The sequence below is a fragment of the Streptomyces sp. CNT372 genome (genome assembly GCF_000377145.1).
Genome location: NZ_KB897780.1, coordinates 440035 through 454915 on the forward strand (window position 1 = coordinate 440035; position 14881 = coordinate 454915).

The following is a 14881-nucleotide window of genomic DNA, read 5'->3' on the forward strand; positions in this document are numbered from 1 at the left end:
TCGCGCACGACTTAGCAGTACCCAAGGAGCCCTGTTCCGTACGGCCCGTACGGAACAGGGCTCCTGCCTTTTGCCCCGGCGCGCCGGGCGTGGACGGGCTCAGCGGCCCGGCGCGCGCCCTCGCGGACCGGCCGGTCCGGCTCTAACCCTGCGGGCGGGCCCGCTCAGCGGTACAGCGCGTCGATCTCGGCCGCGAAGTCCCGGGCGATGTCCGCCCGCTTCAGCTTGAGGGACGGGGTCAGATGGCCGCTCTCCTCCGTGAAGTCGGTTGTCAGCACCCGGAAGCGGCGGATCGACTCGGCCCGGGAGACCAGCCGGTTCGCCTCGTCCACCGCGCGCTGGAGGGCGTCGAGCAGGTCCTCGTCCCGGACCACCTCCGCGAGGGGCAGGCCCGCCTTCTTCTTCATCCGGCGCCAGTGGTCCAGCCCGTCCGGCTCCAGGGTGAGCAGCGCCGTGACGTACGGGCGGTCGTCGCCGACGACCATGCACTGGCCGATGAGCGGATGCGCCCGCAGCCAGTCCTCCAGCGGGGCCGGGGCGACGTTCTTGCCGCCCGAGGTGATGAGGATGTCCTTCTTCCGCCCGGTGATCGTGAGGTAGCCGTCCGCGTCCAGGGCGCCCAGGTCCCCGGTCGGCAGCCAGCCGCCCCCGGTGGCGGGGACGGCGGACTCCGTCTCCGGGTCCCAGTAGCCGGTGAAGACATGGCCGCCGCTCAGCTGAACCTCCCCGTCGTCCGCGATCCGCACGGCCGTGCCCGGCAGCGGCCAGCCGACCGTGCCGAGGCGCGGGCGCAGCGGCGGGGTGACGGTGGAGGCGGCGGTGGTCTCGGTGAGGCCGTAGCCCTCGAAGATCTGGATGCCGGCGCCCGCGTAGAAGGAGGCCAGCCGGCGGCCGAGCGGGGAGCCGCCGCAGATCGCGTAGCGGACCCGGCCGCCCAGGGCGGCGCGGATACGGCGGTAGACCAGCGGGTCGTAGAGGGCCCGGGCGGCGCGCAGGCCCAGGGACGGGCCGGGGCCGGTGCCGTGCTCGGCGGCCTCGACGGCCTGCCCGTAGCGCCGGGCGATCCGGGCGGCGCGGTCGAAGGAGGCGGCCCGGCCCATCTTCTCGGCGGTCGCCCGTCCCGTGTTGAACACCTTCTCCAGGACGTACGGGATCGCCAGCAGGAAGGTGGGCGCGAAGCCCGCGAGGTCGGCGAGGAGGTCGTCGGTGCTGATCGAGGGCGCGTGCCCGAGGCGGACCCGGGCGCGCAGGCAGCCGATCGCGACCATACGGCCGAAGACATGCGAGAGCGGCAGGAACAGCAGGGTGGCGGCGGGGTCCTTGCTGACCGACGTGAAGACCGGGTGCAGCAGCTCGATCGCGTTGTCGACCTCGGCGAAGAAGTTGCCGTGGGTGATCACACAGCCCTTGGGGCGGCCGGTGGTGCCCGAGGTGTAGATCAGGGTCGCGATCGAGTCCGGGGTCAGCGCCTCGCGGCGGGCGCTCACCACGGCGTCCGGGATACGGGCCCGCTCCCCGGCCTGGCGCAGCCGGCCCACGGCCCCGGTGTCGAGGACCCACAGCTGCTCCAGGCCGGGGAGCTGCCGGCGCTCCTGGCTGATCAGCCGGGCCTGCTCCGCGCTCTCCACGACGCACGCGGCGGCCCCCGAGTTCTCCAGGATCCAGCGGGCCTGGAAGGCGGAGGAGGTCGGGTAGACGGGCACGGTGACCAGCCCGGCGGCCCAGGCGGCGAAGTCCAGCAGGGTCCACTCGTAGGTGGTGCGGGCCATGATCGCGAGCCGGTCGCCGGGCTTGAGCCCGTGGGCGATCAGCCCCTTGGCGACCGCGCGGACCTCCTCGGCGAACCGGGCGGCGGTGACGTCCTGCCACCGCCCGTCCGCGTCCTTGCGGCTGAGTACGGCCTCGGCGGGCGCCTCGCGCTCGTTGTCGAAGGGGATGTCGGCGAGGGACCCGGAGGTGACGGGCGGCACCAGGGGCGGGACGGCCACCTCCCGGACGACGCCGTTCACCTGCTTCTTGTGCGGCTCCACCAGGACGGGCGCGGCGGACGGCGGCGGCGGGCTGGGCATGCTGCCGGCATGGTCGACGGACACGGGCGGCTCCTCTGTGAAGGGGGGTCGTTCGGGTCGTTCCGGTCGTTCGGGTCGTTCGGGTCGTTCCGTTCGTTCGGGTCGTTCCGGTCGTTCGGGTCGTTCCGGCGGTTGGCGGGGCGCGGGGCGGACGGGGGCGGGGCCGGGCCGGCGGGCGGGCGGCCCGGTCGCGGTGGGGGCGCGGCCGGGGGCCGGCGGCTCCCGACCGCGCCGCGGCCGACGCGCTCGCACCCGGCAGCGAGGACACCGCCCTGCTGACGGCCGTCGCCCCGGTGTCAGGCGCGTACCTGGACGGCGGCCACCCCCTGGCCGCCCGCCGCGCGGACGGAGATCAGCCCGGGCGGGCGCCCTCGCGTCCGGCGATCAGCGTGGCCCGGGTGGCGACGATCCGGCCCCGGTGGCGGCGAAGGGGTGCCCGGTCGCGGGGAGGTCCCGGTGGGACGCCACGCCGTGGCGCGGGGACCGTCGGACCGGGCCAGGGCGATACGGCTCCCGCCGATCTCCCCGCCCTGCGGGACACCGTCGACATCTCGACCAGCTCCTGACTCTTGAGTAACCTTACTCCTCGGTAAATCTACGACCGAGCAAGGAGCCAGGACAATGGCCGACCGCTGTCCGACCTTCACCGGCACCGCCCCCGGCCGCCTCCTCACCCGCCGGCCCGGCCTCCCCCGGCCCTCGCCGCTGCGGCGCCGGACCCCCGACGCGCCGGACCTCGGGCACGTGCTGCGCGTCCGCTGCCAGAGCCTGCTGGGGTTGTGACCACGAACGCGACCCCTGCGTCGCGCGGGGCCGGCGCCACGACCGTGCGCACGCTCACCGCAGCCCCGGCACTCGGACCCCTGCTGCTGCGCGGCGCCCTCCGCTCGCCCCTCAAGCGCTCCCCGCACGCGGACGCGGCCCTGCCCGGGACACGGCTGGTCCTGCCCTCGGCCCGGATCGACGCCCGCCGGCTGGCCGCGTACGCGGAGGTCTGCGGCTTCCCCGAGCCCGGCCCGGAGGTACCGCTGCCGCTGCCGTACCCGCATGTGCTGGCGTTCCCCCTGGCCATGCGCGTGCTGACGGAGCCCGCGTTCCCGCTGCCGGTGCTGGGTCTGGTGCACACGGCGATCGAGGTCACCCGGCCCGGTCCGCCGCTGCTGCCCGGCGACCGGCCCGAACTCCGCGTCCACGCGGCCGCCCTGGTGCCGCACCGGCGGGGCACCGAGGTGGTGGTGGTCACGGAGGCGCGGCTGGCCGGGGAGCCGGTGTGGGAGTCCCGCAGCCGCTATCTGGCCCGCCACCCGGTCCCGCCCGGCTCGGCGCCCGCGACCGCCGAAGCCGCGACCGCCGAGCCCGTGGCCACGGGCGGCGGTACGGAGCGGGCCGTCGAGTGGCGGCTGCCGGGCGGGCTCGGGCGGCGCTACGGTGCCGCGTCCGGGGACCGGAACCCGATCCATCTGCATCCGCTCACGGCCCGCCTGTTCGGCTTCCCCCGCGCCATCGCGCACGGGATGTGGACCTTCGCGCGCTGCCTGGCCGAGACGGAGGGGCAGGGCGGGCCGGACGGCCGGGGCGGGCAGCCGGTCGCGGCCCGGGCCGCGTTCCGGGCCCCCGTGCTGCTGCCCGGCACCGTCCGGTGCGCCCTGCGCGACACCGGGCCCGGCGCCACCGCGTTCACCCTGCGGTCCGGCGAGGGGCGCACCCACCTCGACGGCGAGGCGCGGTACGGAGACGGGGAGCGGGACGGGGCCCGGACCGGGGACGGCGAGGCGCGGTACGGGGAGCTCGGAAATCCGGGCCCGGCCGGGTCCGGGTACCTCAGCGGGAAGACCAGCGCTCCCCGCGCATGAGCCCGCCGAGGCCCGTCCACGCGAAGTTCATCAGGGTGGCCGCGGCCTCCTTCGCCGACAGGGCGCCCGACTCGTTGGCCCACCCGGCCAGCGACTCGGCGGCCCCCACCAGTGCCTGGGCCAGGCCCTCGATGTCCCGGTCCGCCAGCTCCCCGCCCCGGCCCGCGCCCGCGGTCCCAGGGGCCGGCGGAGCGCCCGCGCGCGCCGCCGCCCCGATCAGGACGGTCACGAAGGCGACGATCTCCTCCCGCATGGTGGCGACCTCGGCGGCGAACGGCTCTCCGTGCGTCCGGGCCTGGCGGTGCAGCACCGACCAGCCGTCCGGGTTCTCGGCCGTGTGCCGGAAGAACGCCTCCAGCCCCGCCCACAGCTGCCCGTCGGCGCTCAGCCCCGGGTCGATCGCCGCCTGCACGGCCTCGGTGAGGCGGGCCGCCTCACGGCGGATGCACGCGGTGAAGAGCTCCTCCTTGGAGTTCAGGTAGAGGTACACCAGCGGCTTGGAGACGCCCGCGAGCTCCGCGATCTCGTCCATGGAGGCGGCACGGTAGCCGCGCTGCCCGAAGGTCTCCACGGCCGCGTCCATCATCTGCTGCTCGCGCACCGCCCGCGGCATGCGCTTGGCCCGCACGCCCTTCACCGCACTCATCCTCGACGTCCTCCCACCCCGTGCCCTTACTCCGCGGTAAGAGTACGGCGCGCGGCCGGCCCCGCGCGCCCGCGCGCAACCCGTCCCGCGCCACCCCGGGCCCGCCCGCACCGGGCCCGCCCGCACCGGCCCGGGCAGGTCCGGCCCGCCCGCACCGGCCCGGGACACGCCCCGCCCCCGGACCCTCTCGGGGCCCGGGGGCGCGACGGCGGTACGGCGGTACGGCGGCAGATGCCCGGCGGCCGTCAGGCGGGGACGGCGGCCTCGCGGCCGCGTCCGCCCTGCGCAGCGTCGGCGGCACCGGCGTCACCGGCGTCCGCGAGGTCGTCGATCGGGGAGGCCGAGGCGTGGTCGTAGGCGTCCCGGTCGAGGATGTTCTCGCGGGCCGCGACGATCACCGGGACCAGCGCCTGACCGGCCACGTTGGTGGCGGTGCGGATCATGTCCAGGATCGGGTCGATCGCCAGCAGCAGGCCCACGCCCTCCAGCGGGAGGCCCAGCGTCGACAGCGTCAGGGTCAGCATCACGGTGGCGCCGGTGAGGCCGGCGGTGGCCGCGGAGCCGACGACCGAGACGAAGGCGATCAGCAGGTAGTCCTGGACGCCGAGCTGCACGTCGAAGATCTGCGCGATGAAGATCGCGGCGAGCGCCGGGTAGATCGCGGCGCAGCCGTCCATCTTGGTCGTCGCGCCGAACGGCACGGCGAAGCTGGTGTAGTCCTTCGGGACGCCGAGGCGCTCGGTGACCTTCTGGGTGACCGGCATCGTGCCGACCGAGGAGCGGGAGACGAAGGCCAGCTGGATCGCGGGCCAGGCGCCCTTGAAGAACTGGACCGGGTTCACCTTGGCGGCGACGGCGAGCAGCAGCGGGTACACGCCGAACAGCACGATGGCGCAGCCGATGTAGACGTCGGCGGTGAAGGTCGCGTACTTGCCGAGCAGGTCCCAGCCGTAGTCGGCGATCGCGTAGCCGATGAGGCCGACGGTGCCGATCGGGGCGAGGCGGATGACCCACCACAGGGCCTTCTGGAGCAGTTCGAGGACGGCCTCGCTCAGCGCCAGGACCGGCTTGGCGCGATCGCCCAGCTTGAGGGCGGCGATACCGGCGACGGCGGCCATGAAGACGATCTGGAGGACGTTCAGCTCGGTGAACGGCGTGATGACGTCGGTCGGGACGATGCCGGTGAGGAAGTCGATCCAGGAGCCGGAGTTCTCGGGCTTCCGGCCGTCCGCCGGGGTCAGTCCGGTGCCGGCGCCCGGGTTGGTGACCAGGCCGATGGTGATGCCGATGGCCACCGCGATCAGGGAGGTGACCAGGAACCACAGCAGGGTGCGGCCGGCCAGCCGGGCGGCGTTGTTGACCTTCCGCAGATTGGTGATGGACACCAGGATCGCGAAGAAGACGAGCGGCGCGACGGCCAGCTTCAGCAGCTGGACGAAGATCGAGCCGATCTGGTCGAGGGTGTCCTTCAGCCAGGACACGTCCTGGCTGCGGGCGAGCCAGCCGAGCAGCACGCCGAGGACGAGACCGGCGGCGATCTGGGCCCAGAAGGGGACCTTGGGAAGGGATATCCGGCTTCCGTTGCCGGACTGTTCTCCGGCAGGGGTGGACGCGGTGTTCGCGGACACGGACGCACTCCAGTGGGGCGTATCAGGGGACGGCGGGGACGGGATGCGGCGCGTGGCGCGGCGCCGCTGCAAGGGGTGCCGGGTCGGACCGGAGGGGCGCGCTCACGGGGAGCACCGCGCCGCTCAGCGACAACAGACCGCGGAGGTACAGCGGCACAGGTCGACATGCAGGCGCGCCACGAGCGGGATGCTCGCGGCGTCGTGGTGGCGCACTGCTGTCGTCATGCCGGACACGTTAACACTTGAACTTTGAGAACCTCAAAGCTCCCCTTTGGGTCAAGGGCGCGTTCCGGTCTTCCTCGGCGGTCACGCGTCCCGTCCGGCGCGCGGTGCCCCGCGCGCCGTCCCCGCCCCGGGCTTCCCCGGGGGCGCCGTCTCAGACCGCGTCCTCCCGCGAACGGTTCGCGTCCAGACGGGACTTGGCCTGGTCGACCTTGCCGGCGATCTGCGCGGCCATGGCGTCGCGCTGCTTGCGCAGCAGGACGAAGCTGAGCGGCGCGGAGAGCACCAGTGCGAGGAGGATCACCCAGGCGAAGTTGGCGTCCCCGAGCCCCTTGGGCACCACGCCGATCTGGACGAGCCCGCCGACGACGAGGAGGCAGCCGACGAAGACGGCGAGCCGCATGGCGGTGTACCGGATCGCGGCGCTCGACTTTCCTGCGGACACGGCGGGCCTTCTTCCTGTGCTGGGCGGACGGGCCCCGGACGGGGCGCGCCCGTGACCGGACATTCCCGTCCAGTGAAGCACGCGCGCCCCCGGGGCCCTGCGGAGGGCCCCGGGGGCGCGTACGAACGGCGTCGGCCGGGCCGGACCGTACCGCGTCAGACGCGCATGGGCTGCGGCGACTCGCGGCGGTCCGGGTCCGGGCCCGGGTACTCGCGGATGACCTCGTAGCGGGTGTTCCGCTCGACCGGGCGGAAGCCGGCGTCGCGGATGAGGTCCAGCAGGTCGTCGCGGGACAGCTTGTTGGGGGTGCCGTAGTTGTCCGCGTCGTGCGTGATCTTGTACTCGACGACCGAGCCGTCCATGTCGTCCGCGCCGTGCTGGAGGGCGAGCTGCGCGGTCTGCACGCCGTGCATCACCCAGAAGACCTTGACGTGCGGGACGTTGTCGAACAGCAACCGGGAGACGGCGAAGGTCTTGAGCGCCTCGGCGCCCGTGGCCATGGTGGTACGCGCCTGGAGGCGGTTGCGGACCTTGCCGTCCTGCATGTCCACGAAGTCGTGCTGGTAGCGCAGCGGGATGAAGACCTGGAAACCGCCGGTCTCGTCCTGGAGTTCACGCAGGCGCAGCACGTGGTCGACGCGGTGGCGGGGCTCCTCGATGTGCCCGTAGAGCATGGTGCTCGGGGTCTTCAGGCCCTTGGAGTGCGCCAGGCGGTGGATGCGCGACCAGTCCTCCCAGTGGGTGCGGTGGTCGACGATGTGCTGGCGGACCTCCCAGTCGAAGATCTCCGCGCCGCCGCCGGTCAGCGATTCGAGACCGGCCTCGATCAGCTCGTCGAGGATGTCGGAGGCGGACATCCCGGAGATCGTCTCGAAGTGGTGGATCTCGGTGGCGGTGAACGCCTTGAGGGAGACGTTCGGCAGGGCCTTCTTCAGCTCGGAGAGCGAGCGGGGGTAGTAGCGCCACGGCAGGTTGGGGTGCAGGCCGTTGACGATGTGCAGCTCGGTGAGGTTCTCGTTCTCCATCGCCTTGGCGAGGCGGACGGCCTCCTCGATGCGCATGGTGTACGCGTCCTTCTCGCCCGGCTTGCGCTGGAACGAGCAGTAGGCGCACGACGCCGTGCACACGTTGGTCATGTTGAGGTGGCGGTTGACGTTGAAGTGGACGACGTCGCCGTTCTTGCGCGTACGGACCTCGTGGGCGAGGCCGCCGAGCCAGGCCAGGTCGTCCGACGCGTAGAGCGCGATGCCGTCCTCGCGGGTCAGCCGCTCACCGGCCCGGACCTTCTCCTCCAGCTCGCGCTTGAGCCCCGCGTCCATGCGGCCGCCTCCCAGATCTCCACGTAAACAGGCTCCGCCCACGGTACTCCCCCGCCTCCCGGGCTCTTCACCGGCGGGGCGGGTGGCGCGCCCCGGCCGCGCTCCGGCGGGGCGGACGGTGCTCTCCGGCGGGGCGGATGGCGCGCCCCGGCCGCGCTCCGGCGGGGCGGACGGTGCTCTCCCGGGCCCCGGCGGCGGGCGGAGCCCGGGAGGGGAGGGTCAGACCTCCTCGGGGAGGTCCCCGACGCGGTTCTCCCACTTGGTGGAGAGCACGATGGTGGTGCGGGTGCGGGAGACCCCGCGGGTGCCGGAGAGCCGGCGGATGGTCTTCTCCAGGCCGTCCACGTCGTTGGCCCGGACCTTGAGCATGTACGAGTCGTCGCCCGCGATGAACCAGCAGTCCTCGATCTCGGCCAGGTCCTTCAGCCGGCGCGCCACGTCCTCGTGGTCGGCCGCGTCGGAGAGCGAGATGCCGATGAGCGCGGTGACGCCGAGACCGAGCGAGGCGGCGTCCACCGTGGCGCGGTAGCCGGTGATCACCCCGGCCGCCTCCAGGCGGTTGATGCGGTCGGTCACGGAGGGGCCGGAGAGCCCCACCAGGCGGCCGAGCTCGGCGTACGAGGCCCTGCCGTTCTCACGAAGGGCCTGGATGAGCTGCCTATCCACGGCGTCCATAAGCCTGAGCCTTCCATTATTCAGCGATTCTGCAAGTTTACGTGTAGAATCTAAGGCATGCAGGGCCGACACCCTGCGATTCACTCAAACGATCACAGTTGATCCCACAGGATCACGATCCATACAGGAGATGACACTCACCGTGTACACGATCGAGATGGCCTACGCCCACATGCGACAGCTCCAGGAGCTGGCCAACCGCTCGCGTGCCCACCAGCCCTCCGCCGCGCAGAAGGCCGGCCGGGCCCGCGCCCCGCGCAGCGGCAAGAAGCGCTAGTCCCCCGCGGAGCCGCCACCCAGCTCCCCCTCCCAGCGGCGGTACAGCCGGTGCGGCACACCCGCCGCGTCGAGCACCCGCCCCGCGACGAAGTCCACCAGGTCCTGGATGTGCGTCGCCCCCGCGTAGAACGCCGGTGAGGCGGGCAGCACCACGGCGCCCGCCTCGTCCAGCGCCACCAGGTGCTTCAGGGTCTGGCCGTTCAGCGGGGTCTCCCGGACCGCGACCACCAGCGGGCGGCGCTCCTTGAGCGTGACGCTCGCCACCCGCTGGAGCAGGTCCTTCGACAGCCCGAGCGCCACCCCCGCCACACAGGCGGTGGACGCGGGCACGATCAGCATCCCCTTCACGGGGTACGACCCCGAGGACGGCCCGGCCGCCAGGTCCCCGGCCGCCCAGTGGCGCAGGTCCGCCGTCCTGGTGTCGACCTCGAAGGTGTCCGGCTTCCCGTCGGCGCCCCGCGCCAGCCACTGGCGCAGGTCGTCCCGCCAGTGCGCGTCACGGAACGCGATCCCCGTCTCGTCGAGCAGCGTCAGCCGGGAGGCCCGGCTGACGACGAGGTCCACGCTCTCGCCGGCGGCGAGCAACGCCCGCAGCACGGCGGCGGCGTACGGCGTGCCGGAGGCACCCGACACCCCCACGACCCACGGCCGGCGACTCTTCACTTCCTGCGGCTCCACACCCGTGAGCCTATCCGGCGGCCGGAAGGCCCTCGCGGGCGTACCTTCCGGAAGCACCTTTGCGCGTTCCGGAAGCACCTTCCGCGGCGCGACACGCCGGGGCGGAACCGCCGGGGCGTGCCGGACGTTCCCCCGATGTCGGACACCTCTGCCGGCGGACGCGGGCGGACGGACAGCAGACGGGCAGCAGACGGGCACAGGACCGAAGACGGACACAGGGCCGAAGACGGCGGCACGACAGATCGGGGGGCCGCGATGACGGACATCCAGCTCGACCGGAGCGGCACGGACCGCGTCCGGTCCGCGGCCAAGCTCATGCTGGCCTGGGTCGCCCTGCTCTGGGCGCTCGAAGTGGTCGACGTGCTCACGGGCCACGCGCTCGACGCGTACGGGGTCGTGCCGCGCGAGCCCGCCGAGCTGGCCGACGTCGTCCCCTCGGCCTTCCTCCACTTCGGCTTCGGCCATGTCGCGTCGAACACGATCCCGCTGCTGGTGCTGGGCTTCCTGGCCGCCCTCGGCGGGATACGCAGGTTCCTGGCCGTGGCCCTGCTGATCGTCGTGGTCGACGGCGTCGCCGTCTGGCTGGTCTCCCCCTCCGGGACGAACACCGCGGGGGCCTCGGGCCTGGTCTTCGGCCTGTTCGGCTACCTCGTCGCACGCGGCTTCGTGGAGCGCAAGGCGGTCGACGTGGTGGTGGGTCTGCTGATAGCCGCGGTGTGGGGCGGGTCGATCGTCGCGGGCCTCTCCCCGTCGGCGACGGGCGTGAGCTGGCAGGGCCATCTCTTCGGCCTGCTGGCGGGTGTGGCCGCGGCCTTCGTCTTCCGGGTGCGGGGGCGCGCGAGCGTCTGACCGGCACGCGCCGGGCGGGGCTGCCGGGCGCCGGGCCGGGCTGCCGGGCCGGGCTCTGCCGGGCGGGGTACGGGTGCCGCGGAGTGGGCCGGGTGCGCGGGCCGGGCCGGGTCCGCGGGGTTCCGGTCCCGCGGGCCGGGCCGGGTCCGCGGGTGAGCCGGGGCCCGGTGCCGCGTCCGGCCGCCGCGCGGACCGTCGTCAGACCGTCAGACCCCGCATCACCAGGTCCAGCAGCGCGCAGACGAACAGCGCGATGCCGATGAAGCCGTTCACCGTGAAGAAGGCCCGGTTCAGCCGGGACAGATCGTGCGGGCGCACGATCGAGTGCTCGTAGAGGAAGGCCGCCGCCACGATCACCAGACCCACCCACAGCAGCACGCCCGCGCCGGTCGCGAGGGCGTACCAGACGAAGAGCGCCATGGTGACGGCGTGGCAGGCCCGCGCCCCGTACAGGGCGGCCGGGATGCCGAAGCGCGCCGGCACCGACTTCACGCCGTGGGCGCGGTCCGCCCGGACGTCCTGGCAGGCGAAGATCAGGTCGAAGCCGCCGATCCACACCCCGACGGCGAGGCCCAGGATCACGGCCTCCCAGGACCAGGCCCCGGTCACCGCGATCCACGCACCGACCGGCCCCATGGCCTGTGCCAGGCCCAGGATCGCGTGCGGGTAGTTCGTGAACCGCTTGCCGTAGGGGTAGAGCACCATCGGCACCACGGCGACCGGCGCCAGGGCCAGGCACAGCGGGTTGAGCAGGGCCGCGGCCCCGAGGAAGACCACCAGGGCGATCCCCGCGCCGGTCCATGCCGAGCGCACCGAGACCGCGCCGGTCACCAGCTCGCGGGAGGCCGTGCGCGGGTTCCGCGCATCGATCTCCCGGTCGATGATCCGGTTGCACGCCATCGCGAAGGTGCGCAGGCCGACCATCGCCACCGTGACGAGCAGCAGCTCGACCCAGTGCACGGTCCCGTCCGCCCGGAACATCGCGGTCAGCGCGGCGATGTACGCGAAGGGCAGCGCGAAGACCGAGTGCTCGATCATCACCAGGCGCAGGAAGGCCCTCACCTTCCCGGCCGGGCGGGGCGCCGGCCCCGGGCTCACCACCCCGTCGGCGGTCGTCATCATGCGAGGCTCCCGAGGAACGCGTCGAGGTCGTCCAGCAGAGCGGCGACGGACAGCGGGCCGGTCTCCACCACGAGGGGCACGGCCTCGTCGCCGGGCGGGGTGACATGCGCCGTGAAGGCGACGGCGTCCTCCCCGGCCGGGCGGGCCGCCAGGCTCAGCACCGCGCCCCCGTCGACCGTGAAAGGCCCGGCCGCCCCGGCCAGTCCGGCGCGCAGCCGCTCGGCGAAGCCGGCCGGCTCCGCGTCGCGCACCCCGGGCAGCTCGAAGCCGTCGCCCGCGCCGTCCTGCTCGACCAGGACCGCCCAGAGGTCCCCGGGGCCCGCGAACTCCTCCGGGTCGACGCCCGCCTCCTCGGCGGCCCGGCGCACCCCCGGGTCGGCCGGGTCCAGTTCGGGGCGGACGAAGGCCACATAGGCGTCGTCCCCGCCGATGAAGAGGGCCGGTCCGCCCACGGCGGGGCTCACAGGCCGTACTCCTTCCAGCGGCGGTCGACCTTCGCCGCCGTCTCCGGGTCCGAGAGGACCATCTCGGGCCAGCCGCCGTCCCGGGTGTAGCCCTCCTCGGGCAGCTTCCGGGTCGCGTCGATGCCCGCCTTGCCGCCCCAGAACTGCTGGTAGGAGGCGTGGTCGAGATGGTCGACCGGACCCTCGACGACGGTGAGGTCGCGGGCGTAGTCGGTGTTGCCGAGCGCGCGCCAGGAGACCTCGTGCAGGTCGTGCACATCGCAGTCGGCGTCCACGACCACGATCAGCTTGGTCAGGGACATCATGTGCGCGCCCCAGATGGCGTGCATCACCTTCTGCGCGTGCTTCGGGTACTTCTTGTCGATCGAGACGATCGCGCAGTTGTGGAAGCCGCCCGACTCGGGCAGGTGGTAGTCCACGATGTCCGGAATGATGATCTTCAGCAGGGGGAGGAAGAAGCGCTCGGTGGCACGGCCCAGCGGTCCGTCCTCGGTGGGCGGCCGGCCCACCACGATCGACTGGAGCAGCGGCCGCCTGCGCATGGTGACGCAGTCGATGGTCAGCGCGGGGAACGGCTCCTGCGGCGTGTAGAAGCCCGTGTGGTCGCCGAACGGCCCCTCGGGGAGCATCTTCCCCGGCTCCAGCCAGCCCTCCAGGACGACTTCGGCGTTGGCCGGGACCTGGAGCGGCACGGTCTTGCAGTCGACCATCTCGGTCCGCTTGCCCGCGACGAAGCCGGCGAAGAGGTACTCGTCGATGTCACCGGGCAGCGGCGCGGTGGAGGCGTACGTCACGGCCGGCGGGCAGCCGAAGGCGATGGCCACCGGCAGCCGCTCCCCGCGCCGGGCGGCGACCTGGTAGTGGTTGCGGCTGTCCTTGTGGATCTGCCAGTGCATGCCGATGGTGCGCCGGTCGTGCCGCTGGAGCCGGTAGAGGCCGAGGTTGCGGATGCCGGTCTCGGGGTCCTTGGTGTGGGTCAGGCCCAGGTTGAAGAAGGAGCCGCCGTCCTCGGGCCAGGTGAACAGCGCGGGCAGGGCGTCCAGGTCGACGTCGTCGCCGGTGAGGACGACCTCCTGCACGGGCGCGTCCTTCACCTTCTTCGGCGGCACGTGGACCATCGAGCCCAGCTTGCCGAAGGCCTCGCGCACGCCGACGAAGCCCTGCGGCAGCTCCGGCCGGAGCAGGCCGCCGATCTTCTCGCCGATCTCCGCGTAGGACTTCAGGCCGAGGGCCTTCAGCAGGCGGCGGTCGGTGCCGAAGACGTTCATCGCGAGCGGCATGGACGAGCCGCGCACGTTCTCGAAGAGGAGAGCGGGGCCGCCGGCCTTGTTCACCCGGTCGACGATCTCCCCGACCTCCAGGTGGGGATCGACCTCGGCCTTGATGCGCTTGAGGTCTCCCTCGCGCTCCAGGGCCCGCAGCAGGGAGCGAAGATCGTCGTAAGCCATGCGGTCCAGTATCCGGTACGCACTACGCTGGGGCTGTCACGGGGGCCGTCACCTCGGCCCCGAGCTCTGTGTGCAGGGGGTCGGTCCATGCTTCGGGTGCTGATGATTCTGGTGCCGCTGGCGCTCAGCATCTACGCGTTCATCGACTGCATCACCACGGACGAGAAGGACATCAAGCACATCCCGAAGCCCCTGTGGGCGATCCTGGTGCTGCTGTTCCCGCTGGTGGGGTCGATCTCCTGGCTCATCGTGGGCAAGGACCGGGCAGCGCTCCAGCGGCCCGCCGGCCGGCAGCGCTGGGTCGCTCCGGACGACAACCCCGACTTCCTGAAGTCCCTCGGCCAGGACCGCCCGGCCCGGGGCCCGGACGCGGACGGCGACACGCCGAAGGACAGCGCGCCCGGCACAGGCGACGGCCGGACCGGGCGCGACGGCCGTCCGGACCCGGCGGGCGAGGCCGTGGACAAGGACGACCCGGACAAGCCCCGCGCGTGACCGCCCCCGGCTCCCCGCCCGCCACGGACCCGTACGCGCAGTGGCTCGCCACCGCGGTGGCGGAGGCGCGCGCCGGGCTCGCCGAGGGCGGTGTCCCGATCGGGGCGGCCCTCTACGGCGCGGACGGGGCCCTCCTCGGCCGGGGCCGGAACCGCCGCGTCCAGGACGGCGATCCGTCCCTGCACGCGGAGACCGCCGCGTTCCGGGCGGCCGGGCGGCAGCGCTCGTACCGCGGCACCACCATGGTCACCACCCTCTCGCCCTGCTGGTACTGCAGCGGTCTGGTGCGCCAGTTCGGCATCTCCCGGGTCGTGATCGGGGAGGCGCGGACCTTCGAGGGCGGCCACGGCTGGCTGGCGGAGCACGGCGTGGAGATCGTGCTCCTCGACGACCCCGGCTGCGCGGATCTGATGCGCGGCTTCGTGGCGGCGCGCCCCGGGCTGTGGCACGAGGACATCGGCGAGGACCCCGCCGCCGGCACCTGAGCACCCGCCGGCGCCGCTCCCAGCCGGTCCCGGCAGCTCCCGCCCGCCCCGGCCGCTCCCGACGGGTCCCGGTGGCCCCCGCCCCGGCCGCTCCCGCTGACACCCCTGCCGCCCGTGCCGCCCGCGCCCGGCCGCCGCCGCCCCGCGGCCGGGTACCGAACCCGGCCGGACCCCGCGTACGCCCGCGCGCCGGAACGCCGTGTA

At 73.6% G+C, this 14881-nt stretch carries 17 protein-coding genes; 6 read left to right on the forward strand and 11 right to left on the reverse strand.

Annotated features, from left to right (window positions below; genetic code table 11):
- Positions 1–164: 164 nt before the first annotated feature.
- Positions 165–2069: an AMP-dependent synthetase/ligase gene (locus C593_RS0112405; protein ID WP_026277615.1), complete on the reverse strand. Its 1905-nt coding sequence runs from the start codon at positions 2067–2069 to the stop codon at positions 165–167.
- A 621-nt stretch (positions 2070–2690) separates the two neighbouring features.
- Here C593_RS0112405 and C593_RS33010 point away from each other — a divergent pair.
- Entirely contained in the window at positions 2691–2852 is a 162-nt protein-coding gene (locus tag C593_RS33010) for an SDR family oxidoreductase (RefSeq protein ID WP_018847607.1), read from the forward strand.
- Positions 2849–3922: a MaoC/PaaZ C-terminal domain-containing protein gene (locus C593_RS29515; RefSeq protein ID WP_018847608.1), complete on the forward strand. Its 1074-nt coding sequence runs from the start codon at positions 2849–2851 to the stop codon at positions 3920–3922. Before C593_RS33010 ends, C593_RS29515 begins: the two co-directional genes overlap by 4 nt.
- Here C593_RS29515 and C593_RS0112420 read toward each other — a convergent pair.
- The 6 genes from C593_RS0112420 to C593_RS0112440 form a co-directional block, all read right to left on the reverse strand.
- Positions 3891–4568, reverse strand: a complete 678-nt coding sequence (locus tag C593_RS0112420; RefSeq protein WP_018847609.1) for a TetR/AcrR family transcriptional regulator — start codon at positions 4566–4568, stop codon at positions 3891–3893. The two genes, C593_RS29515 and C593_RS0112420, sit on opposite strands and share 32 nt — an antisense overlap.
- A gap of 245 nt (positions 4569–4813) precedes the next feature.
- Positions 4814–6196 (reverse strand): dicarboxylate/amino acid:cation symporter, encoded by a 1383-nt coding sequence (locus tag C593_RS0112425; protein ID WP_018847610.1) that lies wholly within the window; start codon positions 6194–6196, stop codon positions 4814–4816.
- A gap of 123 nt (positions 6197–6319) precedes the next feature.
- Positions 6320–6421, reverse strand: a complete 102-nt coding sequence (locus tag C593_RS33725) for a putative leader peptide (protein WP_359154275.1) — start codon at positions 6419–6421, stop codon at positions 6320–6322.
- 151 nt (positions 6422–6572) lie between these two features.
- A complete protein-coding gene (locus C593_RS0112430; RefSeq protein ID WP_018847611.1) occupies positions 6573–6863 on the reverse strand; it encodes a DUF4229 domain-containing protein in 291 nt (96 codons plus the stop codon).
- Between the two features lie 155 nt (positions 6864–7018).
- A complete protein-coding gene (mqnE, locus tag C593_RS0112435) occupies positions 7019–8182 on the reverse strand; it encodes an aminofutalosine synthase MqnE (protein ID WP_018847612.1) in 1164 nt (387 codons plus the stop codon).
- 219 nt (positions 8183–8401) lie between these two features.
- Positions 8402–8857, reverse strand: a complete 456-nt coding sequence (locus C593_RS0112440) for an Lrp/AsnC family transcriptional regulator (protein WP_018847613.1) — start codon at positions 8855–8857, stop codon at positions 8402–8404.
- 130 nt (positions 8858–8987) lie between these two features.
- Between C593_RS0112440 and C593_RS33325 the strand changes: the two genes are divergently transcribed.
- Positions 8988–9134: a hypothetical protein gene (locus C593_RS33325; RefSeq protein ID WP_018847614.1), complete on the forward strand. Its 147-nt coding sequence runs from the start codon at positions 8988–8990 to the stop codon at positions 9132–9134.
- Here the strand turns inward: C593_RS33325 and C593_RS0112450 are convergent.
- A complete protein-coding gene (locus C593_RS0112450; protein WP_026277616.1) occupies positions 9131–9814 on the reverse strand; it encodes a UbiX family flavin prenyltransferase in 684 nt (227 codons plus the stop codon). The two genes, C593_RS33325 and C593_RS0112450, sit on opposite strands and share 4 nt — an antisense overlap.
- A gap of 255 nt (positions 9815–10069) precedes the next feature.
- On the opposite strand from C593_RS0112450, the gene C593_RS0112455 reads away from it, so the two are divergent.
- Positions 10070–10663: a rhomboid family intramembrane serine protease gene (locus C593_RS0112455; protein WP_018847616.1), complete on the forward strand. Its 594-nt coding sequence runs from the start codon at positions 10070–10072 to the stop codon at positions 10661–10663.
- Between the two features lie 198 nt (positions 10664–10861).
- Here the strand turns inward: C593_RS0112455 and mqnP are convergent, their stop codons facing one another.
- Genes mqnP through C593_RS0112470 form a run of 3 tightly spaced genes read right to left on the reverse strand, consistent with a single transcriptional unit; the run spans position 10862 to position 13697 of the window.
- Positions 10862–11785, reverse strand: coding sequence for a menaquinone biosynthesis prenyltransferase MqnP (mqnP, locus tag C593_RS0112460; protein WP_106434620.1), 924 nt, complete (start codon positions 11783–11785; stop codon positions 10862–10864).
- Complete coding sequence (locus C593_RS0112465; RefSeq protein WP_018847618.1) at positions 11782–12249, reverse strand: hypothetical protein; 468 nt, start codon at positions 12247–12249, stop codon at positions 11782–11784. Before C593_RS0112465 ends, mqnP begins: the two co-directional genes overlap by 4 nt.
- Positions 12246–13697, reverse strand: coding sequence for a menaquinone biosynthesis decarboxylase (locus C593_RS0112470; protein ID WP_018847619.1), 1452 nt, complete (start codon positions 13695–13697; stop codon positions 12246–12248). Before C593_RS0112470 ends, C593_RS0112465 begins: the two co-directional genes overlap by 4 nt.
- 87 nt (positions 13698–13784) lie before the next feature.
- On the opposite strand from C593_RS0112470, the gene C593_RS29525 reads away from it, so the two are divergent.
- Positions 13785–14192 carry a PLD nuclease N-terminal domain-containing protein gene (locus tag C593_RS29525; RefSeq protein WP_037745489.1) on the forward strand — a complete coding sequence of 136 codons (408 nt, stop codon included), beginning with the start codon at positions 13785–13787 and terminating at the stop codon, positions 14190–14192.
- Positions 14189–14677, forward strand: coding sequence for a nucleoside deaminase (locus C593_RS0112480; RefSeq protein WP_018847621.1), 489 nt, complete (start codon positions 14189–14191; stop codon positions 14675–14677). Before C593_RS29525 ends, C593_RS0112480 begins: the two co-directional genes overlap by 4 nt.
- Positions 14678–14881 lie beyond the last annotated feature (204 nt).